25 protein-coding genes are annotated in these 26,533 nt (G+C 74.8%); 14 read left to right on the top strand and 11 right to left on the bottom strand.

Annotation, left to right across the window (positions count from 1 at the left end; all coding sequences use genetic code 11):
* Positions 1–2,733, top strand: coding sequence for a sigma factor-like helix-turn-helix DNA-binding protein (locus HC251_RS15730; protein ID WP_219941541.1), 2,733 nt, complete (start codon positions 1–3; stop codon positions 2,731–2,733).
* Between the two features lie 193 nt (positions 2,734–2,926).
* Here the strand turns inward: HC251_RS15730 and HC251_RS15725 are convergent, their stop codons facing one another.
* The gene (locus HC251_RS15725) at positions 2,927–4,543 is read right to left on the bottom strand and encodes an alpha/beta hydrolase (RefSeq protein WP_219941540.1); all 1,617 of its coding nucleotides are present in this window, start codon (positions 4,541–4,543) and stop codon (positions 2,927–2,929) included.
* A gap of 77 nt (positions 4,544–4,620) precedes the next feature.
* A complete protein-coding gene (locus HC251_RS26050) occupies positions 4,621–5,811 on the bottom strand; it encodes a glucose-1-phosphate adenylyltransferase family protein (protein WP_219941539.1) in 1,191 nt (396 codons plus the stop codon).
* Positions 5,812–5,896: 85 nt separating this feature from the next.
* Here HC251_RS26050 and HC251_RS15715 point away from each other — a divergent pair, with 85 nt between their 5' ends.
* The 3 genes from HC251_RS15715 (at position 5,897) to HC251_RS15705 (ending at position 7,755) form a co-directional block, all read left to right on the top strand.
* The gene (locus tag HC251_RS15715; RefSeq protein WP_219941538.1) at positions 5,897–7,141 is read left to right on the top strand and encodes an acyl-CoA dehydrogenase family protein; all 1,245 of its coding nucleotides are present in this window, start codon (positions 5,897–5,899) and stop codon (positions 7,139–7,141) included.
* Between the two features lie 164 nt (positions 7,142–7,305).
* Positions 7,306–7,476 carry a hypothetical protein gene (locus HC251_RS15710; RefSeq protein WP_219941537.1) on the top strand — a complete coding sequence of 57 codons (171 nt, stop codon included), beginning with the start codon at positions 7,306–7,308 and terminating at the stop codon, positions 7,474–7,476.
* A 105-nt stretch (positions 7,477–7,581) separates the two neighbouring features.
* Positions 7,582–7,755 carry a CsbD family protein gene (locus HC251_RS15705; RefSeq protein WP_219941536.1) on the top strand — a complete coding sequence of 58 codons (174 nt, stop codon included), beginning with the start codon at positions 7,582–7,584 and terminating at the stop codon, positions 7,753–7,755.
* A 66-nt stretch (positions 7,756–7,821) separates the two neighbouring features.
* Here the strand turns inward: HC251_RS15705 and HC251_RS15700 are convergent, their stop codons facing one another.
* The 4 genes from HC251_RS15700 to HC251_RS15685 form a co-directional block, all read right to left on the bottom strand.
* Positions 7,822–9,393 (bottom strand): PQQ-binding-like beta-propeller repeat protein, encoded by a 1,572-nt coding sequence (locus HC251_RS15700; protein WP_219941535.1) that lies wholly within the window; start codon positions 9,391–9,393, stop codon positions 7,822–7,824.
* Between the two features lie 36 nt (positions 9,394–9,429).
* A complete protein-coding gene (locus tag HC251_RS15695; RefSeq protein ID WP_219941534.1) occupies positions 9,430–10,974 on the bottom strand; it encodes a multicopper oxidase family protein in 1,545 nt (514 codons plus the stop codon).
* A 76-nt stretch (positions 10,975–11,050) separates the two neighbouring features.
* Positions 11,051–12,199, bottom strand: a complete 1,149-nt coding sequence (locus HC251_RS15690; protein WP_219941533.1) for an acyl-CoA dehydrogenase family protein — start codon at positions 12,197–12,199, stop codon at positions 11,051–11,053.
* Positions 12,200–12,230: 31 nt separating this feature from the next.
* The gene (locus HC251_RS15685) at positions 12,231–13,127 is read right to left on the bottom strand and encodes an oxygenase MpaB family protein (RefSeq protein WP_219941532.1); all 897 of its coding nucleotides are present in this window, start codon (positions 13,125–13,127) and stop codon (positions 12,231–12,233) included.
* 39 nt (positions 13,128–13,166) lie between these two features.
* Between HC251_RS15685 and HC251_RS15680 the strand changes: the two genes are divergently transcribed.
* Complete coding sequence (locus tag HC251_RS15680) at positions 13,167–13,838, top strand: thiamine diphosphokinase (RefSeq protein WP_219941531.1); 672 nt, start codon at positions 13,167–13,169, stop codon at positions 13,836–13,838.
* Between the two features lies 1 nt (position 13,839).
* Positions 13,840–14,298, top strand: a complete 459-nt coding sequence (locus tag HC251_RS15675) for an SRPBCC family protein (RefSeq protein WP_219941530.1) — start codon at positions 13,840–13,842, stop codon at positions 14,296–14,298.
* A gap of 59 nt (positions 14,299–14,357) precedes the next feature.
* Here the strand turns inward: HC251_RS15675 and HC251_RS15670 are convergent, their stop codons facing one another.
* A complete protein-coding gene (locus tag HC251_RS15670; protein WP_219941529.1) occupies positions 14,358–15,689 on the bottom strand; it encodes an HNH endonuclease signature motif containing protein in 1,332 nt (443 codons plus the stop codon).
* A 340-nt stretch (positions 15,690–16,029) separates the two neighbouring features.
* Positions 16,030–16,698 (bottom strand): ankyrin repeat domain-containing protein, encoded by a 669-nt coding sequence (locus tag HC251_RS15665; protein ID WP_219941528.1) that lies wholly within the window; start codon positions 16,696–16,698, stop codon positions 16,030–16,032.
* A gap of 36 nt (positions 16,699–16,734) precedes the next feature.
* On the opposite strand from HC251_RS15665, the gene HC251_RS15660 reads away from it, so the two are divergent.
* The 6 genes from HC251_RS15660 to holA all read left to right on the top strand — a co-directional run bounded on the left by HC251_RS15660 (position 16,735) and on the right by holA (position 21,783).
* Positions 16,735–17,475, top strand: a complete 741-nt coding sequence (locus HC251_RS15660) for a tetratricopeptide repeat protein (RefSeq protein ID WP_255566440.1) — start codon at positions 16,735–16,737, stop codon at positions 17,473–17,475.
* 5 nt (positions 17,476–17,480) lie between these two features.
* Positions 17,481–17,798: a hypothetical protein gene (locus HC251_RS15655; RefSeq protein ID WP_219941527.1), complete on the top strand. Its 318-nt coding sequence runs from the start codon at positions 17,481–17,483 to the stop codon at positions 17,796–17,798.
* Positions 17,799–17,930: 132 nt separating this feature from the next.
* Entirely contained in the window at positions 17,931–18,716 is a 786-nt protein-coding gene (locus HC251_RS15650) for a helix-hairpin-helix domain-containing protein (RefSeq protein WP_219941526.1), read from the top strand.
* Positions 18,716–20,521 (top strand): ComEC/Rec2 family competence protein, encoded by a 1,806-nt coding sequence (locus HC251_RS15645; RefSeq protein ID WP_219941525.1) that lies wholly within the window; start codon positions 18,716–18,718, stop codon positions 20,519–20,521. Before HC251_RS15650 ends, HC251_RS15645 begins: the two co-directional genes overlap by 1 nt.
* Positions 20,522–20,563: 42 nt before the next feature.
* Complete coding sequence (locus HC251_RS15640; protein WP_219941524.1) at positions 20,564–20,779, top strand: hypothetical protein; 216 nt, start codon at positions 20,564–20,566, stop codon at positions 20,777–20,779.
* A complete protein-coding gene (gene holA, locus HC251_RS15635) occupies positions 20,779–21,783 on the top strand; it encodes a DNA polymerase III subunit delta (RefSeq protein WP_219941523.1) in 1,005 nt (334 codons plus the stop codon). The genes HC251_RS15640 and holA overlap by 1 nt, the downstream gene beginning before the upstream one ends.
* 94 nt (positions 21,784–21,877) lie before the next feature.
* Here holA and HC251_RS15630 read toward each other — a convergent pair whose 3' ends face one another.
* Entirely contained in the window at positions 21,878–22,048 is a 171-nt protein-coding gene (locus HC251_RS15630) for a hypothetical protein (RefSeq protein ID WP_219941522.1), read from the bottom strand.
* A gap of 83 nt (positions 22,049–22,131) precedes the next feature.
* Positions 22,132–22,398 carry a 30S ribosomal protein S20 gene (gene rpsT / locus HC251_RS15625; protein ID WP_219941521.1) on the bottom strand — a complete coding sequence of 89 codons (267 nt, stop codon included), beginning with the start codon at positions 22,396–22,398 and terminating at the stop codon, positions 22,132–22,134.
* 166 nt (positions 22,399–22,564) lie between these two features.
* On the opposite strand from rpsT, the gene lepA reads away from it, so the two are divergent.
* Complete coding sequence (gene lepA, locus HC251_RS15620) at positions 22,565–24,349, top strand: translation elongation factor 4 (protein WP_219941520.1); 1,785 nt, start codon at positions 22,565–22,567, stop codon at positions 24,347–24,349.
* Here the strand turns inward: lepA and HC251_RS15615 are convergent.
* Positions 24,324–25,049: a sulfotransferase family protein gene (locus HC251_RS15615; protein ID WP_219941519.1), complete on the bottom strand. Its 726-nt coding sequence runs from the start codon at positions 25,047–25,049 to the stop codon at positions 24,324–24,326. The two genes, lepA and HC251_RS15615, sit on opposite strands and share 26 nt — an antisense overlap.
* Before the next feature lie 34 nt (positions 25,050–25,083).
* Between HC251_RS15615 and HC251_RS15610 the strand changes: the two genes are divergently transcribed.
* Positions 25,084–26,514 (top strand): gamma-aminobutyraldehyde dehydrogenase, encoded by a 1,431-nt coding sequence (locus HC251_RS15610; protein WP_219941518.1) that lies wholly within the window; start codon positions 25,084–25,086, stop codon positions 26,512–26,514.
* Positions 26,515–26,533 lie beyond the last annotated feature (19 nt).

Below are 26,533 nucleotides of genomic sequence, written 5' to 3'. Positions count from 1 at the left end.
GTGCCGCCGGACGCCTCCCCTCCCGTCTCGCTGGCGGCGGCGCCGATGGTCGGCCGGGCGCCGGAGCTGGCGGCCATCGCCGCCGTGCTCGACGCGCCGGAGGGGCGGGGCGTGCTGATCAGCGGGCCCATCGGGGTGGGCAAGACCCGCCTGGCCACCGAGGTCATGGGACGCCGGGCCGCCGGCGGCGCGGTCGTCCTCCGGGTGATCGCCACGTCGGCCACCGCCGACATCCCCCTGGGCGCCCTCGCCGCCGTGACGCACCTCGGCGTGCGGGCCGGTGACCGCCGCGAGGCCGTGGTCGAGCGGGTCGTGGGCGACCTGGCCGCCGCTGCCGACGGCGCCCCGCTGCTCCTCGTGGTCGACGACGTCAACCTGCTCGACCCGCAGTCCCACCAGGTCGTCCGCGCCCTCGTCGAGCGTCGGGTGGCCCGGGTGGTGGGCACGGCCCGCACCCCGGGCCCGCCCCTGCCGGCGCCGTGGACGACCCCCGGCGTCGTGCACCTCGCCCTCAACGACCTCGACGCCGACGGCGTGGCCGAGGTCCTGGTGGCGACGCTCGGCGGGCCGGTGGCCGGCGACATGACCCGACGCCTGGCGGCCGCCACCGAGGGCAACCCGCTGCTGCTGCGCGAGGCGCTCACGGTGGCCGGCCACGACGGCAGCCTCCGGCGCGTCGACGGCATCTGGTCGCTGGAGGACGCGGCCCAGCCCGTCGCCCGGCTCGGTGACCTCGTCGGTGGGCGGCTGGCCCAGCTGGCCACCGACGCCCGCGACGCCCTCGAGCTGGTGGCGGTGGGGGAGGTGCTGCCCCTCACCCTGGCCGAGACGCTGGTCGGCCCGGTCGTCCTCGCCGACCTCGAGCGGTCGGGGCTGGTGCTGCGCGACGCCGTCCTCGGGCTGCCGGTGATCCGGCCGTCGCACCCGTTCTACGGCGAGGCGCTGCGGTCCGGTCTCGGGCCCATCGCCCGGCGCCACCACGCCCGGCGCCTGGCCGACGCGGCCGAGGCGATGGGTGACTCGGGCGTCGACGTGCTGCGGGTGGTGGCGTGGCGGGCCGCCGCCGGTGGCCAGGTCGCGCCCGACCTGCTGGCCCAGGCCGCGCGCGAGGCCCGGCGGCGCTCCGAGTTCGACCGGGCCGAGGACCTGGCCAGCCGGGCCGTCGACGCCGGCGGTGGGGCTCCCAGCCTGCTGCTGCTGGGCGAGATCCAGAACGCGGTCGGTCGCTTCGAGGCCGCCGACGCGACCTTCGCCCGCGTCGTCGACCCCGTCCGGGCCGGCGCCGGACCGGACGGCGGGGGCGACGAGGCCGAGGCGTCGCTCGTCGGGCTCAGCGCCCTGGCCATGGCCTTCAACCGGGCCTGGGGGCTGGGCCGCCACGGCGACTCCCGGGAGCTCCTGCAAGACGTGTCCGCCGCCCTCGGCCGCGGTCCCGGCGCCGCCTCCGCCGTCGTGCACGAGCGTCGGGCCGAGCTGGCCGCCGACGCCGCCGCCCTCGCCGCCTTCTCCGGCGCGCCGCGCACGGCGGTCGAGGAGGCCCGGGTGGTCCTGGCCTCCGACCTCGCCCCCCGGGTGCAGGCCCGCGCCGCCTTCGCCCTCGCCGCCGGCCTCATCGGCGTGGGCCAGCCGGCGGCGGCCGTGGCCGCGTCCGACGAGGGCCTGGCCGCCCTCGATGCCCTGCCCGAGGGGTTCGGCCGGGTCACCTTCACCACCAACCTCCTGCTGACCCGCACCGTCGGGCTGGCCGAGGCCGGCCGGCTCGACGAGGCCGAGGTCGCGGCCGAGACGACCTACCGGCGATCGGTCGGGACCGCCTTCCTCACCGGCCAGGCCGTGTCGGCGTGGGCGCGGGGCCGGGTCCTGGAGCAGACCGGGCGGGCGGTGTCGGGGGAGCGCTGGCTCAGGGAGGCCCGGCTCCTCGAGCGCGACCTCCAGACGCGGGGCCGGCGCCGCTGGTCGCTGATCGGCCTCGGCCTGGCGCTCCTCGCCCAGGGTCGCACGGCCGATGCCGAGGAGGTCGTGACGACCCTCGACGCCCTGGACGTCGAGGACCCGGTGGACGACCGCTTCGTCGCCGGGGACGAGGTGCGGCTGCGGGCGGCGCTGCGCGCCGCCCACGGCGAGCTGACCGCGGCCGAGCGCCTCCTCACCGAGGGCGCCGAGCGGGCGGAGGGCGACGGCTGCGTCGGCGCCGCCGTGGTGCTGTGGCACGAGCTGGTCCTGGCCGGCACGTCCCGGCGGGCCATCGGCGTCGCCGCCGACCACCTGGTCGCCCTCGGTCCGAGCGCGGACGGCGTCCTGCACGAGGCCCGGGTCGCCGACGCCGCCGCCGTGCGCGACCGCGACCTCGACGGCCGGCTGGCCGCCGAGGAGGCGTTCGCCGCGGCCGGAGCGGCCCGGATCGCGGTCGTGGTCGCGCGCGGGGTCGCGGCCGAGGCCGCCCGCCAGGGCCAACGGGGCCTGGCCCGCACGGCCGAGGAGCGGGCGGCCGTCACCGCGGCGCGCTGCGAGGGCGGGGCGGACCAGACCGACGTGGCCGGCGGGGCGCTGGCCGGCCTCGGGCCGCGCCAGCGCGAGGTGGTGCTGCTGGCGGCCAAGGGCCTCAGCAACCAGGTGGTGGCCGAGCGCCTCGGCATCTCGACCCGGACCGTGGAGAACCACCTCCACCGGGCCTACGCCGAGCTCGGCGTCGACGGCCGCCGCGGCCTCACTGCCCTCCTCGAGCCCACCTAGCGATGCTTGGCACCGGTCGGCGGTCGGTGGTGTGGCCGCCGGACCGTTCTGACACCGCTGCCGGACACCGGTGTCGCCTGGCGCGAACAGAACGACCGTCGAGGCGGCCATCGCCGTTCTGACACCGCTGCCGGACACCGATGTCGCCTGCGCGAACAGAACCGAGGATGGCGACGGAGGCCGTTCCGATGGGCTAGGCGCAGACCAGGTCGGAGGGGGGCACCGCCAGGTCGACGAGGTAGGGCGTGACGGCGTCGTCGACGCAGTCGGAGAGCGAGCGGTAGGCGGTGTGGACGTCGCCCTCGTAGGTGACGAGCACCGAGCCGTCGATGAGCTCGGCCGCGTCCTCGGCCTGCTCGTAGGGCGTGGCCGGGTCGTTGGTCGTGCCGATGACGACGACGGGTGGGAGCCCGGCCAGGGCCGCCTCGTCGAGCGGGAGGAGGGGCTCGACCGCCTCCGGTGCGCCCCAGCAGCCGGGGTTGCCCGTCCCGAACCAGGCCCCCCAGAACGGCAGCTCCGCCGCCCAGTCCTCGGCCAGCGCCAGGTCGCCCTCGGGCTGCTCGGACCGCTCGGCCTGGTCGGCGCAGCGGATCGTGCTGCGGGCGTCGGCGTCGTCGGCCCACGTGCCGTCGACCTGGCGCCCGAGGTACTGGTCGCGGAGGGCCAGGAGGGTGCGCCCCTGGGCCGGGGTGCCCAGGGCCTCCTCCAGCCCCTGGTCGAGGATGGGCCAGCTGCTGTCGTCGTAGAGCGACGCGGCGACGGCGATGTACAGCTCGCCGACCCCGACGGTGCCGTCCCGCGGCGCGGCGTCGTCGACGCCCAGCTGGTACGACGCCTCGATGCGCTCGGCCTCCAGCCGGGCCACCAGGTCGAGGAGGGTCGCCTTGGGGTCCTCGCCGAGCGGGCAGGTCGCCCGGCGGGGGCAGTCGGCCAGGTAGGCGTCGAGGGTCCGCTCGAAGCCCTGGGCCTGGACGTGGGCGTCGACGATGGGGTCCACGCCGGGCACCGAGACGCCGTCGAGGACCATGGCCCGCACCCGGCCCGGGTACATCCGCAGGTACTCCATGCCGATCGTGGTGCCGTAGCTGTACCCGACGTAGGTCAGGCCCTCGTCGCCGAGGACGCCGCGGAGGGCGTCGAGGTCCCGCACCGTGGCCCGGGTGCCCACCACGGCGAGGAGGTCGCCGGCGGCCTGCTCGCAGCGGGCGACGGCGGCGGCGGTCTCGGTCCGGATGAGGTCGATGTCGGCCTGGTCCTCGACCGTCGGGTCGATGTCGGGCTCGAGCCAGTCCTGGTCGGTGGTGCAGTCGACGCGGTTGGCGCCGCCGGTGCCCCGGGGGTCCCACGAGACCACGTCGAAGCGCTCGGTCAGGCCGTCGGGGAGGCCGCTGCCCACGAACCCCTGGGTGAACTCGACGCCCGAGGCCCCGGGGCCGCCCGGGTTCACCAGGAGCGAGCCGATCCGGTCGCCCTCGGCCGGGTGCCGGGTGACGGCCAGGTCGATGGTGTCGCCCTCGGGGTCGGCCCAGTCCCGGGGGACGGTGAGGGTGGCGCACTCGAACGATCCGGCGCACGGGGCCCACGGCGACAGGGCGGCGAAGTCGGCGGGGACGTCGGGGCCGAGGTCGTCGCCGACCGGCGGGGGCGGATCGGAACCGGCGTCGGGGTCGGTGGTCGTGGTCGACGTGGGCGCGTCGGCGCCCGCCGGGTCGTCGCGCACCACCGCCGTCGGCTCCACGTCGGTGCACGCCGACACGACGAGGAGGAGGGCGGCCGCGGCCACGAGGAACGGGGAGGGGCGGCGACGCACGGCGTCATGGTGGCAGGTGCCGGCGGCCGCGCCGGGTCACGCCTCCGCCGACCGCGGCTCGTCCTGGTGGACGAGCGTCAGCGGAGCGGCGGCTCGGCGTTGGCCGGGTCGAGGTGGGACCCGGCGGCCACGACGGTGCCCGCCGCCAGCCGGCGGCCGGCGCCGACGAGCACGGGGTGCCGGGCCTGGGGGGCGCCGACCCGGCACCGGGCCCCGATGCGGACGTCCTCGGCCAGCACCGCGCGGGCGACGGACGCCCCCCGGCCGACCCGGGCGTCGTCGAACAGGACGCTGCGACGGACCTCGGCGTCGCGATCGACCACGACGCCGGGCCCGACGATCGAGTCGACGACGGTGCCCCGCACGACCGCGCCCGGGCTGATCCACGACCCCTCGACGTGGGCGGTCCCCTCGATGCGGGCCGGGACCCGGGGCACGGCCGGGCTGACGATCGGCCAGGCGGGGTCGTCGAGCCGGAATGGCGGGCGGGGTCGCAGCAGCTCGAGCTGGGCGTCGAGGTACGCCTCCGGCGTGCCCAGGTCGCGCCAGTGGCCCCGGTGCTCCCAGGCGTGGGTCCGGCCGCCGTCGATCACCGTCGGGACGAGGGCCTCGCCGAAGTCGCCCAGCGGCGCCCCCTCGGCGACCAGGGCCCTCAGCGTCCCCAGCAGCACGTCGGTGCGGTAGACGAAGACCTCGGTCGCCGCCGTGCGGTGGGGGGCGTCCTCGGGCTTGACGTGCATCGCGGTCACCCGGCCCCGGGCGTTGACGTCGACGAGGGCGTGCCGCGTCGGGTCCTGGCTGCGGTCGAGCTCGGTGGTGACGATGGTGAGGTCCGACCCCCGCTCGCGGTGGTCCTCGACGATCGCCTCGAGGTCGAGGGCGCACAGGTGGTCCGCCGAGGCGACGATGACGACCTCGGGACCGGCGGCGTCGATGAGGCGGGCCTGGCGGGCGAGGGCGTCGGCGTTGCCCGCGGCGAAGCCCTCGCCGTCGGCGCCCTGGAACGGGGGGAGCATCCGGAGCCCGCCGCGGCCCCGGTCGAGGTCCCACGGCCGCCCCCCGGCCAGGTGCTCGTTGAGCAGGTGGGGCTCGTACTGCTGGACGATCCACACGTCTGTCAGGCCGCTGTTGGCCGCGTTCGACAGCATCAGGTCGATGAGCCGGAAGGTCCCGCCGACGGGGAGGCTGGGCTTGGCCCGCCCGACGGTCAAGACGTCGAGGCGCGAGCCCTGGCCCCCGGCGAGGATGATCAGCAGGGCACGGCGCATCGCCGCACGCTCCCACGTCTGCGCCCCGCCAACCTCTCCGCCCGCAACTAGACCGGTCGGTCAAGCGCACGTAGCCTGCGGCGCCATGTACCAGTGGACGGACGAGCAGGAGATGGTGCGCGGCGCGGTGCGCCAGTTCATCGACAAGGAGATCCGCCCGCGGATCGATGAGTTCGAGCACGGCGACACCCCGCCCTACGACGTCCTGCGCAAGCTGTTCAAGGACTTCGGCATGGACGTCGCCGCCCGCGAGCGCTTCGCCAAGGGCATCGAGTTCGAGAAGCGGGTCGCGGCGGCCGTCGAGGCCGGCGAGACCCCGCCCGAGAAGCCCAAGCGCGACGGCGGCGACGGCGGCGCCTCGTCGCTGACCCTGATCCCCATCATCGAGCTGTGCCGGGTGTGCCCGGGCATGGTCACGGCCATGGGCGTGTCGATGGGCCTGACCTCGGCGGCCATCTCGTCCAAGGGCACCATCGCCCAGAAGGAGCGGTGGGTCCCCGAGCTGCTGACCCTCGAGAAGATCGGCGCCTGGGCCATCACCGAGCCGGGCTCGGGCTCCGACGCCTTCGGGTCGATGAAGGCCAGCGCCCGCCGCGACGGCGACGAGTACGTCCTCAACGGGTCCAAGACGTTCATCACCAACGGCCCCTACGCCGACACCATCGTCTTCATCTGCAAGCTCGACGAGGGCAACGACCCCTCCGAGCGCAAGATCCTCTCGTTCGTGCTCGACAAGGGCATGCCCGGGCTCGAGCAGTCGAAGCCCCTCCGCAAGATGGGCATGCACTCCTCGCCCACCGGCGAGCTGTTCCTCGACGACGTGCGCGTCGGCATCGACCGCCTCGTCGGCGAGACCGAGGACGTCGCCTCCGGCGGTCGCGAGGGCGCCAAGGCCACCTTCATGCAGGAGCGCTCCGGCGTCGCCGCCATGGCCCTCGGCATGATCGAGGAGTGCCTCGACCTGTCGGTCCAGTACGCCAAGGATCGGGTCCAGTTCGGCCAGCCCATCGGCGAGTTCCAGCTGATCCAGGACAAGCTCGCCCGCATGGAGGTCGCCCGCCTCAACGTGCAGAACCTGGTGTTCCGCACCATCGAGATGTCGGCCGCCGGGCACAGCATGACCCTCGCCGAGGCGTCGGCCATGAAGCTCTACTCGGCCCGGGCCGCCACCGAGGTCGCCCTCGAGGCCGTCCAGCTCTTCGGCGGCAACGGCTACATGAGCGAGTTCCGCGTCGAGCAGCTCGCCCGCGACGCCAAGGTCCTCCAGATCTACGCCGGCACCGACGAGATCCAGATCACCCACATCGCCAAGGACCTGTTGCGCCGCTGATCCCACCCGTTCTGTCAATCCCCATGGGGCGTGGAGGCGCATGGGGATTGACAGAAGCGATCAGTCGGCCCCACGACGGCCCGGTGCGTGCCCCGGCGGGTGCGGGGCAGGGCGGCCGGGCCGTCGGCGCGCCTGCGTCGCGACCCACCGCTGGAGGAGACGACATGGCCGAGCACGGGACCGATCGGGACCACGAGGACGAGGCCGCCGGATCCGACGACGAGGACGAGGCCCTCGTCGCCGCCGAGGGCGCCGGGACCGAGGTCCCCGAGTCGGTCCCCGACGCGTACCAGCAGGCCGCCGAGGCGGCCGCTGACGTCAGGGACGAGACCTGAAGGCCGACCCGGCGGGGACGGCGTGACCGGCATGACCCGGCCGTGACGTTCACGGGCGCGATCGGCGGGTAGGGGCCGGGGGTTCGCAACCGAAGGAGCACCACCATGAGCAGCGGGAACGCCGATCAGACCAAGGGCCGTGTCAAGGAGGCTGCGGGCAGCCTCACCGGCGACAAGGACCTCAAGAACGAGGGCAAGGTCGATCAGGCCTCGGGTGACGTGAAGAACAAGGTCACCGGGGCCGTGGACTCGATCAAGAAGAAGCTCACCGGCAAGTAGCCCTCCCGGTCACCGACCCGACGCCCCGCCTCCGCACAGGCGGGGCGTCGTCGCGCCCCGGCCCGGTCAGGGCAGGCGCAGGGCCAGCAGGTGCGACACCTCGCCGCCCGAGATCGGCCACACGATGGTGTCGCCCACCACCGCCGGCCAACCGTTGACGGCGCCGCCGGCGTCGTGGCGCCAGACCTCCTCGCCCGACTCCCGGTCGTAGGCGAGGAGGAGGCCGCCGTAGGTCGACGTCAGCACCAGGTCGCCGACCACCGTGGCCCCGCCGAGGGCGTCGCCGGGGAGCTCGGTCGCCCACAGCTCGTCCCCGGTGGCCAGGTCCAGGGCCACCAGGTCGCTGGGGTGCGAGCCGAGCTGCGGGGCCAGGTTGAACAGGGCCTCGGGTGAGTCGTAGGTCGAGGGGGCGTTGACGACGGCGACGTAGCCGACCCCGTCGGCGGCGGCCGGCGGCGTCTCGACGCCGCCCAGCACCCCCGGCAGGACGGTCGTCGGGGCGTCGAAGGTGGACAGCTCGTCGTTCTGGTGCATGCCGACGGCGACGTCCCACCGGACCTCGCCGGTCACCGGGTCGTAGCCCAGGACGCGGCCGCCCTTGCCGGTGTGGACGAGCACGGCCTCCCCGGCGGCGTCGGCGGTGAGGATCGTCAGCACCATGTCGCGGTCCCAGATGTCGTGGGGGAAGACCTGGTGCTTCCACGTGACCTCCCCGGCCGGGTCGATGGCGAGGGCGCTGTTCGTGTCCTCGTTGGCCCCCGGTCGGCTCGCCCCGGCCGGGAAGCCGGGGGCGCCGGGCGACGGCCACGGGTTCGACGTCCCCCAGTAGCTGGTCCCGGTCTCGGGGTCGACCGCCGGTGGGTACCAGGCGCCTCCGCCATGGTTGACCTCCGGGTTGCCCCACAGGTCGTCGGGGACGGTCTCGACCTGCCAGACGATGGCTCCGTCGCGCTGGTCGAGGGCGTAGAGGGTGCCGCGGGACCCGGGGGCCAGCGCCTGGGTCGAGACGAGCACGCACCCGCCGACGAGGGCGGGCGCCATGTCGACCTGGTTGCCCGGGGCCGCCTCCAGGTCGCGCTCCCATCGGACCTCGCCGCTGGCCATGTCGTGGGCGGCGACGGTGGCGGTGTCGGAGATCCCGAAGACCTGGCCCCAGCCGACGGCGACACCGGCCGGGCCGAAGATGGAGACGTGCCGCTCGACCGACCACTCGCCGTCCCCGTCGGCGAGGGCCACGGCGTGGGTGCTGCCGTCGAGGGCGCCGACGTACACCGTGCCGTCGACCACGACGGGTCCGGTGGTGAGGTTGCCGAAGGCCGCCTCGCCGGGGACGTCGTAGGTCCACGCCTCCTCCAGGTCGCCGATGGTGGCGGCGGTGATGGGCGAGCCGGGCACCGCCCGGGTGTTGCCCGCGTCCACGTTGGGGGACGGCCAGCCGGCGTCGTCGGTCGTGACCTCGGGCGGGAGCCCGGTGGCGCACCCGTCGCCCGACGGCGTCGTCCCGGGCTCCGACGCAGACGCCGGCTCCGACTCCGTCGTCGGTCCGGTCGCGGGATCGCCGTCACCGTCGGCGGAGCACCCGCCGGCCAGCAGGACCCCGACCACCATCGCCACTGCCCCCATCCCTGCGGCACGCATCGGGGAACCCTGGCACGTGGCGGCAGACCCGACCGATCAGCCGCCGTGGTCGTGGGGGCCGTCGATCCGATCGGGGCCCTCGCCGTCCTCGGTGACGAGGACCTGGCCCATCATCCCGTTGTCCTCGTGGCGGAGCAGGTGGCAGTGGTACATGTACGGCGTCTCGGCGTCGGCGTGGTGGCTGAAGCGGATCAGCAGGCTGACCCGGGAGCTGCTGGGCAGGAACACGGTGTCCTTCCACCCGGACAGCTCGGGGGGCGGGTCGTCCCCGTCGACCGACAGGACCCGGAACTGGACGTCGTGGAGGTGGAAGCTGTGGCCGGTGCCGTCGGCCCGGACGTCCCACCGCTCGACCGACCCGGCCCGCACGACGGTGTCGATGCGCTCGGGGTCCATCTCCCGCCCGTCGATCTCGCTGACCCCGTTCAGGTGGAAGCTGCGCTCGGCCACGGCGTCCTCGGGGCCGAACGACGGCGGGTCGCCCAGCTCCTCGGGGACGGTGGGCGACGGCGCCAGCTCCCCGGCCGCCCGCAGCTGGAGGACGTCGAAGCTGTCGTCGCCGCCCTCGAAGCGCTCGAGCGGGCCCAGCCCGAGGGCGGGCGGGAACGATCGCAGCACCGTCCGCTCGCCGGGCTCGACGGCGACGACGACCTCGGCCCGCTCGCCGGGGGAGAGCCGGATGCGGTCGAGGTCGACCGGTGCCTCCAGCAGCCCGCCGTCGGTGGCGACCAGCTGGAAGGGGCGGTCGTCGGAGAAGCCGAAGTCGTAGACCCGGGCGGTCGAGGCGTTGAGCACCCGCAGGCGCACCCGCTCGGTCGTGACGTCGAGGTGCGGGTCCCAGGTCCCGTTGACGAGGAGCTCGTCGCCCAGCCGCCCGGTCTGGGTGAGGAAGCCGCTGCCCTCCTCGAACGTGCCGTCGCCGGCGAACGAGCGGTCCTGCACGATGACGGGGATGTCGTCCACGCCGTACTCGTGGGGCAGCTCGTCGGAGGCCGAGCCCTCCTCGTCGACGATCACCATGCCCGCCAGGCCCCGGTGGACCTGGTCCTCGGTCTGCTCGTGGGGGTGCGGGTGGTACCAGAGCGTCGCCGCCGGCTGGTCGACCGTCCACCGGGGCCGCCAGGTGTCCCCGGGGGCGATGGGGCTGTGGGGTCCGCCGTCGGCCACGGCGGGGAGGCTCATGCCGTGCCAGTGGGTCGTGGTGGTCTCGTCCAGCTCGTTGGTGACGCGCACCTCGACGTCCTCGCCGCGGTGCATGCGCAAGGTGGGGCCCAGGTACGGGCCGTCGTAGCCGAGGGTCGGGGTGGACAGGCCGGGCTTGAACGACGACGTGCTGGCGGCGGCGGTGAGAGAGAACACCCGCCGGCCGTCCTCGATGGTCCCCTCGTCGAGCGGCGGGATCGCCAGATCGTTGGCGAAGGAGAGCTCGCCGACCGTCGACACCTCCCGGCTGTCCCAGACCCGGTAGACGACGACCGCCACGGCGGTGACGACGAGGGCCCCGGCGAGGCCGAGGGCGAGGAGGACCCGCAGCCAGACGCGCCGGTCGCGGCGGGGGGCAGGGGCGGGGACGGGCACCATGGCCCTGACGGTACGGACGGGCCCGGACGCCGAGAATGCCGTGCACCCCCGTCGTCGGGGTGGGGCTGGCCCCCGGTCAGACGCCGAGGGAGCGGCCGATGATCTCCTTCATGATCTCGGTGGTGCCGCCGTAGATGGTGGTGATGCGGGCGTCGAGGTAGGCCCGGGCGATGGGGTACTCGAGCATGTAGCCGTAGCCGCCGTGGAGCTGGAGGCAGCGGTCGACGGTGCGCTTCTGGAGCTCGGTGCACCACCACTTGGCCTCGGCCGCCTCCTCGGCGGTGAGCTCGCCGGCGACGAGGGCCTCGACGCAGCGGTCGACGAACACCCGGGCCAGGTCGATCTCGGTGCGGAGGGTGGCCAGCTCGAAGCGGCTGTTCTGGAACGACCCGATGGGCTGGCCGAAGGCGGTGCGCTCCTTGACGTACTCGAGCGTCCACCCCAGGGCGGCCTCGGCGGCGGCGACCCCGGCGGCGGCGATCGAGAGCCGCTCCTGCGGGAGGTTGTGCACCAGGTGGACGAACCCCTGGCCCTCGGTGCCGAGCAGGTTCTCGACCGGGACGGAGACGTCGGCGAAGGACAGCTCGGCGGTGTCCTGGCTGTGCAGCCCGATCTTGTCCAGGTTCCGTCCCCGCTCGAAGCCGGCCATGCCCCGCTCCAGGACGAGCAGGCTCATCCCCTTGTGCCGCTGGGTGGGGTCGGTCTTCACCGCGGTGATGACGAGGTCGGCGTTGATGCCGTTGGTGATGAAGGTCTTGGACCCGTTGACGACGTAGTGGTCGCCGTCGCGGATGGCGGTGGTGGTCATCGACGCCAGGTCCGACCCGATGCCGGGCTCGGTCATGGCGATGGCCGTGATCAGCTCGCCCGAGCAGATGCCCGGCAGCCAGCGCTGCTTCTGCTCCTCGGTGCACAGCGAGAGGAAGTAGGGGAGGCAGATGTCGTTGTGGAGCGTCAGCCCCAGGCCGGCGCCGCCGGTGCCGGCGTAGGCCAGCTCCTCGCCCAGGATCAGGTTGAAGCGGAAGTCGTCGACCCCGCCGCCGCCGTACTGCTCGGGCACGTCCATGCCGAGGAACCCGGCCGCGCCGGCGGTGGCGAACAGCTCGCGGGGCACGATGCCGTCACGCTCCCATTCGAGGAACGACGGGACGACCTCCTTGGCGACGAAGGTGCGGACGCTGGAGCGGAACTGGTCGTGCTCGTCGGCGAACAGGGTGCGGCGCATGGCCGCGAGGGTACGCGGCGCGGTGCGGACCTCAGCCGGCGATCGCCGTCCGGCGGGCGGCCTCGAGCTGGGAGGCCCCGGGCGGGAAGGCCCAGTGGAAGGTGGCCAGGCCGGCGTTGACCCACGGGCGCACGACGAGGGCGTCGACGGGCGGGACGGCGGGGAGGCGGAGGGCGCTCTGGGCCCACCACGGGAGCAGCCCGATGGCGGCGCTGGCCACGGCGGCGTGGGCGGGCCGCGCCAGGAGGGGAAGCGGCGGGTTGAGGAGGAACCGGACCGTCGCCCGGCCGTCGGCGGTGAGGCGGAGGTCGGGGCGGCGGTCGGCCAGCCACCGCTCGGTGCCGGCGGCGGTGGTCGGCACCTCGGCCGACCCGAGCAGGGCCGCGACCCGGGCCATCTCGACGCAGTAGGCGTCGGTGTCGGCGCCCCGCAGGCGGTCCCGGCCGTAGGCCCGGTTGGCGGCGAGGAACGAGTCGACCTCGGTGACGTGGACGAAGGCGACCAGCTCGGGGTCGGAGGCGTCGTAGGGCGTCCCGTCGGCGGTGGTGCCCCGGACCCGACGGTGGACGCGGCGGACCGTGCGCGCCGCCCGCTCGGCGTCGGCGGTCGTGCCGAAGACCGTGGCGATGACGAAGCGCGACGTGCGCTCCAGGCGGCCGAACGGGTCGTCCCGGAACGACGAGTGCTGGGCGACGCCGGCCATCACCGCCGGGTGGAGGGCCTGGAGCAGCAGGGAGCGGAACCCTCCGATCACGGTGGCGGCGTCGCCGTGCAGGCGCCACGCGGCGCTGTCGGGTCCGAACAGGCCGGGGTCGGGGCTGGTGACGTCGACGAGGTCGGCGGCGGTGGCGGGCGGACCGTCCCCACCGGGGTCCACGGCCCGCACCGCAGCCCGGAGCACGGCTCGGGGATCGAGCGGCGACGTCATGGGACGAGCCTACGGATCGGCCCCTAGGGTCGTCGGGTCATGCGCACGGTGCTGGTGGTGACCGGGGGGGACCCGCCGCACCCGGGCCTGGTGCTGCCGGACGCCGACGTGGTGGTGGCCGCCGACTCGGGCGCCGACCACGCCGTGGCGCTGGGGCTCGGCGTCGACGTCCTCGTCGGCGACCTGGACTCGGTCGCCCCCGCCACCCTCGCCGCCGTCACCGACGGCGGGGGCGAGGTCGTCCGCCTCCCGCGAGACAAGGACGCCACCGACGTAGAGCTGGCCCTCGCCTCGGCCCCCGCCCGCACCGCCGAGCGGCTGGTGCTGGTGGGCGGGCACGGTGGGCGGCTCGACCACGCCCTGGCGACCATGGGGGCCCTCGCCGCCGTCGCCGCGCCCGGTCGCCGGGTGGAGGCCTGGATGGGCCCCGCCCACGTCGCCGTGACCGTGGACGAGGTGGTGGTCGAGGGTCGGGTCGGCGAGCTGGTGTCGCTGATCCCCGTCGGGGGCGCGGTCGCCGGGGTCACCACCGTCGGCCTGCGGTGGCCCCTGGATGCTGCCCTGCTGCCGTTCGGGTCGACGTGGGGGGTCAGCAACGAGGTCGCCGCCCTCCCCGCCGGGGTCCGGGTGACCGACGGGGTGCTGGCGGTCGTGCGCCCGCACGCCCTGGTCCCCGAGCGCGACGATCCCGGCCACGTCCCCCGGTCCTGACATGCTGGCCGCCGTGGACGTCACCGCCGACATGGAGGCCCGGGCGGCGCCCGTCGCCGTCTTCACCTGGATCGAGGACCTGTCCCTCTACCCCGAGTGGCTCGGGCTGGTGAGCCGGGCCGAGCCCGCGGCCGCCCACGCCAACGACGAGGGTCCGGCCTGGTCGATCGACCTCCGTGCTCGGGTCGGGCCCCTCGCCCGGGCCAAGCGGCTGCGCATGGTGCGGACCGTGCACGAGTCGCCCCACCGGGTCGCCTTCGAGCGCCGTGAGCACGACGGCCGCCACCACTCGCCGTGGATCCTGCGCGCCGACGTCGAGGAGGTGGGCGACGGGACCCGCCTGACGATGCGCCTCCACTACGGCGGCACCCTGTTCGGGTCGGTTGCCGACCGTCTCCTCCGCGACGAGATCGCCCGCTCCCGTCCCCGCCTGGCCGCCCTGGTGGAGGAGCCGGTCTAGACGCTCGTCGGGCTGCGGGCGCCGGTCGATCCGATCGCGCCGCACCGGCGCGCGTCGGTTCAGGTGATCTCGGTGCCGTCGGGTCTGGTGATGTGCCAGGTGCCGGTGGGGTCGCGCCAGGTGGTGTAGCCGTGGGTGCGGAGTCGGTTGTGCCTCCCGCAGGCGGGTCCCCCGTTGCGGGGGTTGGTACTCCCTCCGCCTTCGCCGGTGCGGCCTGTGCTCCAGGGGGTGAGGTGGTCGCTCTGGCAGTCGGTCACGGGGACGTGGCATCCGGGCCAGTAGCAGGTGGTCGATGAGAGCTTGACGGCCAACGCGGCGGGGCCGGTGAAGAGCCGGCTCTTGCGGCCGAGGTCGATCACGACCGAGTCGGACCCGACGACCACCCGCCGGACGTGGCCGATCAACGCGGCGGCGACCGCGGCGGTGGGCTCGACGGGGTGGCCGTCGAGGGTGGAGCACCGCCGCCCCGCAGCGGGGAAGGTGGCCCGGGCGTCGTCGACGGGGGTGGGGTCGATGCCGGCGAGGCGGGCGGCGATGTGTTCGAAGGTGGGTTGGTCGATGACCACGTTGGTCACCACCTGGGACCCGCCGGTGCTGGTGGCGTGGTGGGCGGCGGCGGAGCGGAAGATCTCCTCGAGGGCGTCGAAGCGGCGCTGGGCGTCGGTGCGGGGCAGGTCGGCGGTGGTGGCGGCGTCGCCGTGCTCGGCGCGGGCCTTGTCCCAATCAGCGAGGGTCTCGGCCTTGAGCTGGGCCTGGAAGATCGACCACAGCTCGGCCCCGACCAACGACCCACACCGACCGGTGATCTCCCAGCCGCCGTCGAAGTTCTGGTGCAGCCGGGCGTCGCGCTTGTCGTGGGCGGCCTGGTCGCGGTCGCGGGTGCCGTCCTCGTCGACGAGGCTCACCCACTCCCGGACCTTCTGATCGAAGACCCGGTAGGCGTCGGCGGCGGCTTCGGCGGCGAAGGAGGCCTCGTTGGCCTCCACCGCATCCCGGACCCGCGGGTTGGCATGAGCGCGAGCGATCCGTTCGACCTGGCAGCGACCGATGGCCCCATCGGCGAACGCCTGGTGCACCGACGGCAACGACCGCAGCGCCTTGGCACACGCGGCCCGCCGGGCCGCCTCCCGGGTCGAGAGGTTGGCGTGATGGCGGACCATCACCTTGGCCGAGGCGTGGCCGTCGGCGGCGTGGACCCCGGTGCGGTCGATCTCGGACACCAGGTCGATCTGGAGGGACTGGACCCGGCGGGCCACGTTCTCCAACCGGATGGTCAGAGCCCGGGCATCGGCATCATCGACGGGGGTGACCCCGGCGGTCTGCAACCGGTCGACGGCCGCGTCGAGGGCATCGAGCCCCTCGGCCGTCGTCGGATCGCACACCATCTCCATACCCCGAACCCTACGCCGGGGGTGTGACAGTCAAGCCGACGCAAACCCTTGCCCCACAAGGGTTCGGCGTGATCCGACACGGCACCCGGGACCCCCCTGCACCGCCGTGCCTCTCCACGATGGGGCAGCATCCGCGGCGCGCAGCCGCGACCCGGTGGGCTGGCGCCGATCCACCTGCGTCGGCGTGCCGAGGCGCTCGCCACGACCCCCAGCGGGTGCGGCTCGTGCGGAGGAGCGCAGCGTCAAACAGCCACCAGGTGGGGTGCCGGGTGACCGCCCGGTGGTCTGCCCGATGCTCTCGGCGACCGCCCGGAGGACGGGCTCAGGGCGAGAGGCGGCGCTACAGCTCGGCGAAGATCGCCCGCACCTCGTCGCTGACGGCCACGTCGGCCGGCGTCTGGCCCTCGTCGTTGCGGGCGTTGGGGTCGGCGCCCCGCTCGAGCAGCAGGCGGACCATCGCCGGGCGGTCGTTGTGCGACGCGGCGTGCAAGGGGCGGAAGCCGCCGCTCATGGTGGCGTCGGCGTCGGCGCCGTGGTCGAGCAGGAGGTGGACCACGACCTCGTGGGATCCGGCGGCGGCGGCGTTGATGGGGTGGACGGCGAGGTCGTTGGTCGAGACCGGGTCGCACGGCGCGCCCCGGTTGAGGAGCAGCTCGGTGGCCTTGACGTGCCCGAAGAAGGCGGCGAGGTGCAGCGGGGTGAACCCGTCGTCGGCGATCGCGTCCCGCCGGTGGGGCTGGGTGTCGAGGGCATCGTGGAGGGCGTCGACGTGGCCGAGGGCGGCGGCGTCGAACACGTCGAGCGGAGGCTCGGCGCCGAGCAGGTCGGCGACCAGCCCCGGCATGTGGGCGTAGGCGGCGAGGCGCACCAGGGAGGCGCCGCGGGGCCGTTCGCCGGCCAGCTCGGGGTGGCGCGCCAGGGTCTCGCGGGCGGCCGGCTCGTCGCCGTCGTCAACGGCCGTCAGCAGTGCATCGAGAGGACGACCCCTCCCCCCGAGGCGGTCAGGCACGGGAGCAGGTTAGTGGGGCCGGCGACCGCCGATAGCGTGGACCCCGTTCGCCACCCCCGGGAGCTCGTCATGGTCGACGTCACCGACGCAACCTTCATGCAGGACGTCATCGAGAAGTCCAAGGAGGTCCCCGTCGTCGTCGACCTGTGGGCCCCGTGGTGCGGCCCGTGCCGCCAGCTCGGCCCCATCATCGAGGACGTGGTCGACTCCCACGACGGCGACGTCGTCCTGGCCAAGGTCAACGTCGACGAGAACCCGCAGGTGTCCCAGGCGTTCCGGGTCCAGGGCATCCCCGCCGTGTTCGGGCTGCGCAACGGCAAGGTCATCGACAGCTTCGTCGGAGCCCAGGGCAAGGACGCCGTGTCGGCCTTCGTGCAGGGCCTGCTCCCCACGGCCGAGGAGGGCGAGGTCGCCCGCCTGCTCGCCCTCGGCGACATCCCGTCCCTGCGCCTCGCTCTCGAGCTCGACCCCGCCAACGAGGAGGTCACGCTGGCCCTGGCGTCGGCGTTCGTCGACGACGACCGGGCCGACGAGGCCCTCGAGCTGCTCCAGCGCATCCCCGAGTCGTCCGCCAGCCGTCAGATCGCGGCCCGGGCCCGCACCGGCGGCGTCCCCGACGACGAGGACGGCGTCGACGCCCGCCTCGACGACCTGCTCGAGGTCGCCGGCGACGACGACGCCGCCCGCCAGGAGCTGATCGACCTGCTCGAGGTCCTCGGTCCCGAGGACCCGCGCACCGCCCAGTACCGCAAGGCCCTCACCGCCAAGCTCTTCTGACCCCCGTGGCGATCCGCCGGGCCGACGGCCACTGGCTGTGGGTCGGGGGGCCCGTCCCGCCCGGCGCCGCCGCCATCACCCTGGGCCGGCTCGTGTCGGTCCGCCGGGCGGCAGCCGGCAACGCCCGGCTGCTGCGCCACGAGGCCGAGCACGTCCGCCAGTGGTCCGAGCGGGGGGTGGCCGGGTTCCTGGTCCGGTACCTCGGCGACTACGCCCGCCTGCGCCTCCGAGGGTGGCCCCACTGGTCGGCCTACCGGCGCATCGGGTTCGAGGTCGAGGCCGAGTGGCGGGCTCGCCGGCCCGACCTCCCCGTCGTCCGCTGACGCCGCCCCGCTGTCGCAGGGGGCGCCTACACTGACCCCCGACCCACCCGGTGGCGGACGCCGGAGTGGTGGCACTTCCCCGTGCAGACCGTCGTCGCCGGCGCGCCCGGCGACCGATGCCCGGAGGTGCCCGTGCCGGGACCCTCGTCCCCACCCGACCTGGAGCCCGACGGGCTCGGCCCGTCACCCGACGACCTCGGGCTCCCGCCCTCCTCCGACACCCGGCTGCCGCCCTGGCTCGAGGCGGCGCGCCGTCGCCTGGGCCTCGACGGTCGGGCCCTGGCGTGGATCGTCGCCGCCGTGGCGGCGCTGGCGGTCGGGGTGTGGCTGCTGCGCCCCGCCCCCGCCCCGGTCGAGGAGACGCTGCCCATGGCGTCGAGCTCGGCGCCCGCCGCCGACGGCGCGTCGGCCCCCGTCCCGTCCTCGTCGACGTCATCGGTGCCGTCCGAGGTGGTGGCCCACGCTGCCGGCGCGGTGGTGCACCCGGGCGTCTACACGCTCGACCCCACGGCGCGGGTCGACGACCTGGTCCGGGCCGCAGGCGGGCTGGCGCCCGACGCCGACGCGGCCCGGATCAACCTGGCGGCGCCGCTGGCCGACGGAGCGCGGGTGTACGTGCCCCGCATCGGGGAGGGCGAGGCCCCGCCGGTCGTCGGGCCCGAGGAGGCGGCCCCGCCCGGTGGCCCCGATCCCTCGGCGCCGGGAGCCGACGGCGATGCCCCCGACGCCCTGATCGACCTGAACACGGCGAGCGAGGAGGAGCTCGACGAGCTGCCCGGTGTCGGCCCGGCCATCGCCGCCGCCATCGTGGCGTTCCGGGAGGAGAACGGCGGCTTCGCGTCGGTCGACGACCTCCTCGACGTCCGGGGCATCGGCGAGGCCAAGCTGGCCGAGATCCGGCCCCTGGTGACGGTGTGATGGGCGCCGCCGAGCCGGACCGCAGCGGCGACCCGGTGCCGGCGACCGGGGTGCCCGAGGCCCCCGGCCCGGTGCGGGCCCTCACCCCGGCCGGCGCCGTCGGCCTGGCCGCAGCCGTGGCCGGTGGGTGCCTCGTGGCCCACCCTCTGTCGCTGCTGGTGCCCGGTGCCGTCGGGGGCGTGGCCCTCCTCCTGCGGCGGCCCCTGCTGCTGGTCGTCGCCGCCGCCCTCGCCGCCTCCGCGCTCGGGGCCCGGGCCGAGGCCGGGCTGGCCCCACCCGACCGGGCCTCGGTCGACGCCGAGGTCACGCTGGTCAGCGACCCCGAGGTCCGGTTCGGGCGGGTCGAGGCCATCGCCCGGCTGCGGGGGCGCCTGGTGCTCGTCGAGGCCGACGGTCCCGCCGCCGACGTGGTGGCGGTCCGGCTGGCCGGCGAGCGGGTCCGGGTCGCCGGTCGGCTGGGACCACCGCCGGCCGACGCCCCGTGGCTGCGGGTCCGCCACGTCTCCGGTGCCGTCGAGGTGTCCCGCGCCGCGCCGGGCGCCGAGGCCGCACCTCCCTGGCGGGTGGCCAACCGGGTCCGGCGGGTGCTGGCCGCCGGGGCCGAGCACATGGGCGACGATCGCCGATCGCTCTACCTCGGCCTCGTCCTGGGCGACGACCGCGACCAGCCGCCGACGCTGACCGACGACTTCCGGGGCTCGGGGCTGTCCCACCTCCTGGCCGTGTCCGGCCAGAACGTGGCCTTCGTCCTGGCCCTGGCCGGGCCCGCCCTCCGGCGCCTGACGATCGGGTGGCGGGTCCTCGCCGTGGCCGGGCTGCTGGGCCTCTTCGTCGTGCTGACGAGGGGCGAGCCGTCGGTGCTGCGGGCCGTGGCCATGGCCGGCGGCGCCGCCGTCGCCGCCGCTCGCGGTCGTCCCACCCCCGGGCTCCAGCTCCTGGGCCTGGCGGTGGCCGGGTGCCTCCTGGTCGACCCGCTCCTGGTCGGGTCGGTCGGGTTCCACCTGTCGGTGGCGGCGACGCTCGGGATCCTGGTGATCGGACCCCGCCTCGCCGCCGTCGTCCCCGGTCCACCGGCCATCGTCCTCCCGGTCGCGGTGACGGCCGCAGCCCAGCTCGGCGTGGCGCCGTTGGTGGTGGCCAGCTTCGACGGCGTGCCCGTCGCCGGTCTGGTCGCCAACGTCCTGGCCGCGCCGTCGGCGGCCGTGGTCATGACGTGGGGCCTGCCCGCCGGGTTCGTCGCCGGGCTGGCGCCCGCCCCCCTCGACGCCGTGCTCCACCTGCCGACCCGTCTGGCCCTGGGGTGGCTGTCCGCCGTCGCCCGCGGTGCGGCCAGCGCCCCGCTGGGCCTGCTGGGCGGGGTCGAGGTGGCGGTGCTGGCCCTCGCCGCCGGCCTGGCGGTGGTCGCCGGTCGCTGGTCCCGACCCGGGCCGGCCCGCCTCGTCGCCGCCGTCGTGGCCGCGGCCGCCCTGGCTGCGCCGGCGATCGCCCTCCGGCACCCGCCCCCGCACGTCGAGCCCGTCCCCGGCGTCGAGGTGTGGCGGGCGGGGGCCACCGTCGTCGTCGTCGCTCCGGGCACCGGACCCACCGCCGTGCTCGAGGGGCTGCGCCGGGCCGGCGTCACCCGGGTCGACCTGCTCGTGCTCGGCCCGGCCCCGACGGCGGGCGACGAGGAGCGGGCCGCCCGCCACCGCGCCCGGGTCCGGCGGGTGTGGTGGATGGGCCGCGACCCCCCGGGCACCACCCGGCTCGGGCGCCTGTCGGTCGCCACCGACGGCGAGCGGGCCGCCGTCGCCCGGGTCCGGTGACGCGGGGGAGGGCACCCCGGGCGCCGGGTACTGTCCTCGACCGTGCCCGATGCCGTCCCGCCGCCCGCCGCCGCCGACGGCGGCGCGCCGGGCGCGCGGGCCGACGTCGCCATCGCCGCCGCCCTGGCCGCCATCGACGGCGGGCCCGTCGACGACAGCCGCCCGGCCCGCCGGGCGGCCACGGTGATCCGCGCCATCCAGGCCCACCGGCCGACAGGACCGTCGGCGGCCGAGCACGGCCAGGGGGATCGGGTCTGATGGGGTCGATCCGCCTGGTCAAGGGGGCCGACGACGTCCTCCGCGAGGAGCTGGTCACCGGTCTGGTCGACACGCTCGTGGGCGACGGCGACCGGGGCCTGCTCGTCGACGAGCACACCGGCCCCGACTACCAGCTCGAGGCGGTGGTCGACGGGGCCAGCACGCTGCCGTTCCTCACCGACCGCCGCATCGTGTTGGCCCGGCACCTGGGTCGGTTCCCCAACGCCGACGCCCTCAAGCCCCTGCTGGGCTACCTGGCCGACCCGCTCGACACCACCGACCTGGTCCTGGTGTGGGAGCGCAGCCCCGAGCCCGGGACCCGGCTGGGCAACGTGCCCCCGACGCTCACCAAGGCCCTCAAGGCCGCGGGGGCCGAGGTCGTCGACGCCGACCCGCCGGCCAAGAACCGCGAGGCGTGGGTCACGGCCCAGATGAAGGCCCACGACCTGCGCCTCGACCGGGCCGCCGCCACGCTCGTGGCCCAGCAGCTCGGTGAGGGCGCCGGGGCCGTGGTCGAGCTGGCCGAGCGGCTCGTCGGCGTGCACGGTCCCGGCGCCGCCTTGGGCGTCGACGAGGTCCGGCCCTGGCTGGGCGAGGCCGGTGGCGTCCCACCGTGGGAGCTGACCGACGCCATCGACAAGGGCCAGGCCGACGTCGCCCTCGACCGGCTGCACCGGATGCTGCACGGCGGCGGGCGCCACGAGCTCCAGGTGATGGCGACCCTCCAGGGCCACTACGCCCGGGTGCTGCGCCTCGACGGGGCCGGAGCCCGCTCCGAGAAGGAGGCGGCCCAGGTCCTCGGGCTGCGGGGGTCCACGTTCCCCGCCCGCAAGGCCCTCGACGTGTCCCGCACCCTCGGGTCGCCCGGCATCCGCCGGGTGATCGGCCTGCTGGCCGAGGCCGACCTGGCCCTCAAGGGCGCCCAGGCCTGGCCCGGCGAGCTGGTGCTCGAGGTCCTGGTGGCCCGACTGGCGGCCACGGCGCGGGCGGCCCGGCGGCGCTAGCCACGGCACCACCGATCGTTCTGTCGCGCTGAGCGCTCACGGGTGACCGCTGGCCGCGACAGAACGGATCGGGAAGGCCTTCATGGCCGACCCGCTACTCGTCGCCCAGGTCGACCAGGCGCACCGCTACCAGGGTCACGAGCAGCACGGCGATGCCGCCCAGGCCGACGACGCGGAACGAGACCCCGAGGAGCAGGGTCCCGAGCACCCAGGCCGACATGGCCATGAGCGCGGCCTGGTAGCTGAGCCGTGTCCTGTCGTCCACCGGTGTCCTGGCTGGCGAGGTCCGGGCGGAGGCTCGGACGGGCCGAGCGCCTCCCCGTCGCCGGGCGCCCGAACCAGTGAGGATCAGGCCTCGGCGGCGGCGGCGGTCCGCTTGACCAGGCGCGACTTGCGTCGGGCGGCCTGGTTCTTGTGGATCACGCCCTTGGCAGCAGCCTTGTCGATCTTCTTGAGGGCGATGCGCAGCGCCTCGGCCGCCTCCTCGCCGCCGGCCTCGGCCGTGGCGACCGCCGCCTTGGTGCGCGTGCGCATGTCGGAGCGCACGGCCTTGTTGCGCAGGCGGCGCTTCTCGTTCTGACGGTTGCGCTTGATCTGGCTCTTGATGTTGGCCACGGCAGGCTGTCCTCACCACTGAGGTCGGTACTCGAACTTGGAACCGGGAGATCCTACCGGCGGGACCCCACCGCCGTCACATGCGGGTGGGGCGGAGCGTCACCGCGACCAGCGGATCCGGCTGCGGGAGCGGCGGGGGGCGGCCAGTAGGATCGACCGACCGCCCATGGACCTCGACCGCCTCCGCAACATCTCGATCATCGCCCACATCGACCACGGGAAGACCACGCTGTCGGACCGGGTGCTCGAGAAGAGCGGCATCGTCAGCGCCCGCGACATGCGGGCCCAGTACCTCGACTCCATGGACCTCGAGCGCGAGCGGGGCATCACCATCAAGCTCCAGTCGGTGCGGATCCCGTGGCGCGACCACGTGATCAACCTCATCGACACCCCCGGGCACGTCGACTTCGGCTACGAGGTCAGCCGGTCCCTCGCCGCGTGCGAGGGCGTCATCCTCCTCGTCGACGCGGCCCAGGGCATCGAGGCCCAGACCCTGGCCAACTGCTACCTGGCCCTCGAGAACGACCTCGAGATCGTCGCCTGCATGAACAAGATCGACCTGCCCGCCGCCGACCCCGACCGGTGCGCCATGGAGATCGAGAACGTGCTCGGCATCGCCGCCGAGGAGGTGCTCCGCATCAGCGCCAAGACCGGCGAGGGCGTCGAGGAGCTGCTCGACGCCGTGCTCGAGCGCATCCCCGCCCCGGTGGGCGACCCCGACGACCCGCTGCGGGCCCTGATCTTCGACAGCCACTTCGACGCCTACCGCGGCGTGGTCAGCTCGGTCCGGGTCATGGACGGCACCCTCCGCAGCGGCCAGAAGGTCCGCTTCATGCAGGCCGGTGCCACCCACGGGGCCGACGAGATCGGCGTCCGGAGCCCCGACCACCAGCCCGTCGAGGCCCTCGGCCCGGGCGAGACCGGCTACCTCATCGCCGGCATCAAGGACGTCGGCGCCGCCCGCTCCGGTGAGACCGTCACCGACGCCGTCAAGCCCGCGACCGAGCCGCTCGAGGGCTACCGCGACCCCAAGCCCATGGTGTTCTGCGGGCTGTACCCGATCGACGGCGACGAGTTCCCCGACCTGCGCGAGGCGCTCGAGCGCCTCCGGCTCAACGACTCGAGCTTCACCTACGAGCCCGAGAGCTCCGGCGCCCTGGGCTTCGGCTTCCGCTGCGGGTTCCTCGGCCTGCTCCACATGGAGATCGTCCGCGAGCGCCTCGAGCGCGAGTTCGACCTCAGCCTGATCGCCACCGCGCCGTCGGTGGAGTACCTCGTGCACACCTCGAAGGGGACCGTCGTCGAGATCGACAACCCGTCGGAGATGCCGCCGATGGTCGAGGTGGAGGCCATCGAGGAGCCGTGGCTCAACGTGAGCCTCCTCACCCCCACGGACTACACGGGCACGCTGATGGAGCTGTGCCAGAACCGGCGGGGCGAGATGCAGAAGCTGGAGTACCTGTCGCCCGAGCGGGTCGAGCTCAAGTACCGCATGCCGCTGGCCGAGGTCGTCACCGACTTCTTCGACCAGATGAAGAGCCGCACCCAGGGCTACGCCAGCCTCGACTACGAGCCCGAGGGCTACGGCATCTCCGCCCTGGTGAAGGTCGACGTCCTGCTCAACAGCCAGCCGGTCGACGCCTTCAGCATGATCGTGCACCGCGACAAGGCCGAGGACTACGGCCGGCGCATGTGCGAGAAGCTCAAGGAGCTCATCCCCCGCCAGCTCTTCGACGTGCCCATCCAGGCCGCCGTCGGCGGGCGGATCATCGCCCGCCAGACGGTGAAGGCCAAGCGCAAGGACGTGCTGGCCAAGTGCTACGGCGGCGACATCACCCGGAAGCGCAAGCTGATCGAGAAGCAGAAGGAGGGCAAGAAGAAGATGAAGTCGATCGGTCGGGTCGAGGTCCCCCAGGAGGCCTTCGTCAGCGCCCTCCGCCTCGACGACTGACCAGGCGGGACCCGACCAGGCCGACGCCGGCGGCGGCCACCGGGAGGGCGCGCGTGCCGTAGCGGACGGCGGTGATGCGCCGCCGCATCCAGGCGGCGTCGTTGACGTGGGGGAACGGTTCGTCGGGCTCGGGCACCCCGAGGAAGCGGCACAGCGGCGCCCACCCGTCGGCGACCTCGAAGATCAGCAGGCGTTCGGGGTCGAGCCCGTTGGCGACCTCGGCGGTGTGGCGCCGGTAGACGGCGATGGCGTGGTCGCGGTCCTCGAAGCGGCCGCCGAAGAGGCCCTGCCACAGCAGCCGCTCGTTCACCTCGCCGTAGTCGCCGGCGGGTCCGTAGAGGCCGCGGAACCAGTGGGGGAGGACGGTGCGGCCCTGGTAGATGGTCGTCGCCGTGCTCTCCCACCAGCGTTCGGCGTCGCGGACGGTGTGGACGATCTTGGCCCCCGGGTACCGGTCGGCCAGCTCCCGCCAGGCCAGGCAGGTGGGGTAGTCCACCGTCGAGCGGTACGGGCCGAGGACCTCGTCCCAGTCGATGACGCCGGTGCGGGAGTACTCGCGCCAGGCGCGCAGGTGGCTCGGCCGCCGCAGCGCCTCCTGCATGTGGTACGTCGGACCGAAGCCGAGCCGGTCGAGGGCCCGCTTGAGCGACAGGGTCCCGGTGCGGCCGAACCCGGTCCCGATGACCTGCAGGTCTCCCATCACCGCAGGCTCGCGCCGGCAGTAGTTTCACGCCATGCGAGAGCTCAGGAACTTCGTGGGGGGTGCGGAGGTCGAGCCCCGCACCGACAGCCGCTCCGACATCGTCGACCCGTCCACCGGTGAGGCGGTGGCGTCGGCGCCGGTGTCGTCGGAGGCCGACGTCGACGCCGCCTACGCCGCCGCCCGCGAGGCGTTCCCGGGGTGGCGAGACGCCACCCCGTCGACCCGTCAGCTGGCCCTGCTGAGGATCGCCGACGCGGTCGAGGCCGCCGCCGACGACCTGGTGCAGCTGGAGGCGGAGAACACGGGCAAGCCCCACGCCCTGACCGCGTCGGAGGAGATCCCGCCGATGGTCGACCAGCTCCGGTTCTTCGCCGGTGCCGCCCGGACCATGGAGGGCGTCGCCGCGGGTGAGTACATGGAGGGCTACACGTCGTGGCTCCGCCGGGAGCCGGTCGGCGTGGTCGGCCAGGTGGCGCCGTGGAACTACCCGATGATGATGGCGGTCTGGAAGATCGCCCCGGCCCTCGCCGCCGGCAACGCCGTCGTGCTCAAGCCGTCGGACACCACGCCCGAGACGACCCTCCGCCTGGCCGAGATCGCGGCCGAGTTCCTACCGCCGGGCGTCCTCAACGTCGTGACCGGCGACCGCGACACGGGACGGGCGGTGGTGTCGCACCGCGAGGCCGACATGGTCGCCATCACCGGGTCGGTCCGGGCCGGCATGGAGGTCGCCCGCAGCGCGGCCGACGACCTCAAGCGGGTCCACCTCGAGCTGGGGGGCAAGGCGCCGGTCATCGTGTTCGACGACGCCGACCTGGAGGCCGCCGCCGCCGGCATCGCCGAGGCCGGGTACTTCAACGCCGGCCAGGACTGCACCGCCGCCACCCGGGTCCTGGTCACGCCGCGGCTGCACGACGACTTCCTCGGTGCCCTGGCCGACCAGGCCCGCGACGCCAAGGTCGGTCTCCCGCACGACGAGGACGCCTTCATGGGCCCGGTCAACAGCCAGGCCCAGCTCGACCGGGTCACCGGCTTCCTGGAGCGCCTGCCCGACCACGCCTCGATCGACGCCGGGGGCTCCCGCGTCGACGGGCTGGGCGGGGGCTTCTACGTCCAGCCCACCGTGGTCTCGGGGCTGCACCAGGACGACGAGATCATCCAGAACGAGGTGTTCGGCCCGGTCATCACCGTGCAGCGGGTCGCCGACGAGGACGAGGCCGTCGCCTGGGCCAACGGCGTCGAGTACGGCCTGGCCTCGAGCGTGTGGACCCGAGACGTGGGCCGAGCCCTGCGCGTCTCCCGCCGCCTCGACTTCGGCTGCGTGTGGATCAACACCCACATCCCGTTGGTCGCCGAGATGCCCCACGGCGGCTTCGGCCACTCCGGCTACGGCAAGGACCTGAGCCGCTACGGCTTCGACGACTACACCCGCCTCAAGCACGTCATGGCCAGCCTCGACTGACGCCCACACGGATGGTGCC

It is taken from the genome of Iamia sp. SCSIO 61187, assembly GCF_019443745.1.
Classification (GTDB): domain Bacteria; phylum Actinomycetota; class Acidimicrobiia; order Acidimicrobiales; family Iamiaceae; genus Iamia.
The sequence above is the reverse complement of the archived record's forward strand: the minus strand, read 5'-3'. Positions and strand labels throughout refer to the sequence as shown.

Excerpts from the sequence above, each read along its gene's own strand:
- HC251_RS26050 (WP_219941539.1), bottom strand. The coding sequence starts at position 5,811 with ATGCGCCGTGCCCTGCTGATCATCCTCGCCGGGGGCCAGGGCTCGCGC.
- HC251_RS15715 (WP_219941538.1), top strand. The coding sequence starts at position 5,897 with ATGTACCAGTGGACGGACGAGCAGGAGATGGTGCGCGGCGCGGTGCGC.
- HC251_RS15710 (WP_219941537.1), top strand. The coding sequence starts at position 7,306 with ATGGCCGAGCACGGGACCGATCGGGACCACGAGGACGAGGCCGCCGGA.
- HC251_RS15705 (WP_219941536.1), top strand. The coding sequence starts at position 7,582 with ATGAGCAGCGGGAACGCCGATCAGACCAAGGGCCGTGTCAAGGAGGCT.
- HC251_RS15700 (WP_219941535.1), bottom strand. The coding sequence starts at position 9,393 with ATGCGTGCCGCAGGGATGGGGGCAGTGGCGATGGTGGTCGGGGTCCTG.
- HC251_RS15695 (WP_219941534.1), bottom strand. The coding sequence starts at position 10,974 with ATGGTGCCCGTCCCCGCCCCTGCCCCCCGCCGCGACCGGCGCGTCTGG.
- HC251_RS15690 (WP_219941533.1), bottom strand. The coding sequence starts at position 12,199 with ATGCGCCGCACCCTGTTCGCCGACGAGCACGACCAGTTCCGCTCCAGC.
- HC251_RS15685 (WP_219941532.1), bottom strand. The coding sequence starts at position 13,127 with ATGACGTCGCCGCTCGATCCCCGAGCCGTGCTCCGGGCTGCGGTGCGG.
- HC251_RS15680 (WP_219941531.1), top strand. The coding sequence starts at position 13,167 with ATGCGCACGGTGCTGGTGGTGACCGGGGGGGACCCGCCGCACCCGGGC.
- HC251_RS15675 (WP_219941530.1), top strand. The coding sequence starts at position 13,840 with ATGCTGGCCGCCGTGGACGTCACCGCCGACATGGAGGCCCGGGCGGCG.
- HC251_RS15670 (WP_219941529.1), bottom strand. The coding sequence starts at position 15,689 with ATGGAGATGGTGTGCGATCCGACGACGGCCGAGGGGCTCGATGCCCTC.
- HC251_RS15645 (WP_219941525.1), top strand. The coding sequence starts at position 18,716 with ATGGGCGCCGCCGAGCCGGACCGCAGCGGCGACCCGGTGCCGGCGACC.
- holA (WP_219941523.1), top strand. The coding sequence starts at position 20,779 with ATGGGGTCGATCCGCCTGGTCAAGGGGGCCGACGACGTCCTCCGCGAG.
- lepA (WP_219941520.1), top strand. The coding sequence starts at position 22,565 with ATGGACCTCGACCGCCTCCGCAACATCTCGATCATCGCCCACATCGAC.
- HC251_RS15615 (WP_219941519.1), bottom strand. The coding sequence starts at position 25,049 with ATGGGAGACCTGCAGGTCATCGGGACCGGGTTCGGCCGCACCGGGACC.
- HC251_RS15610 (WP_219941518.1), top strand. The coding sequence starts at position 25,084 with ATGCGAGAGCTCAGGAACTTCGTGGGGGGTGCGGAGGTCGAGCCCCGC.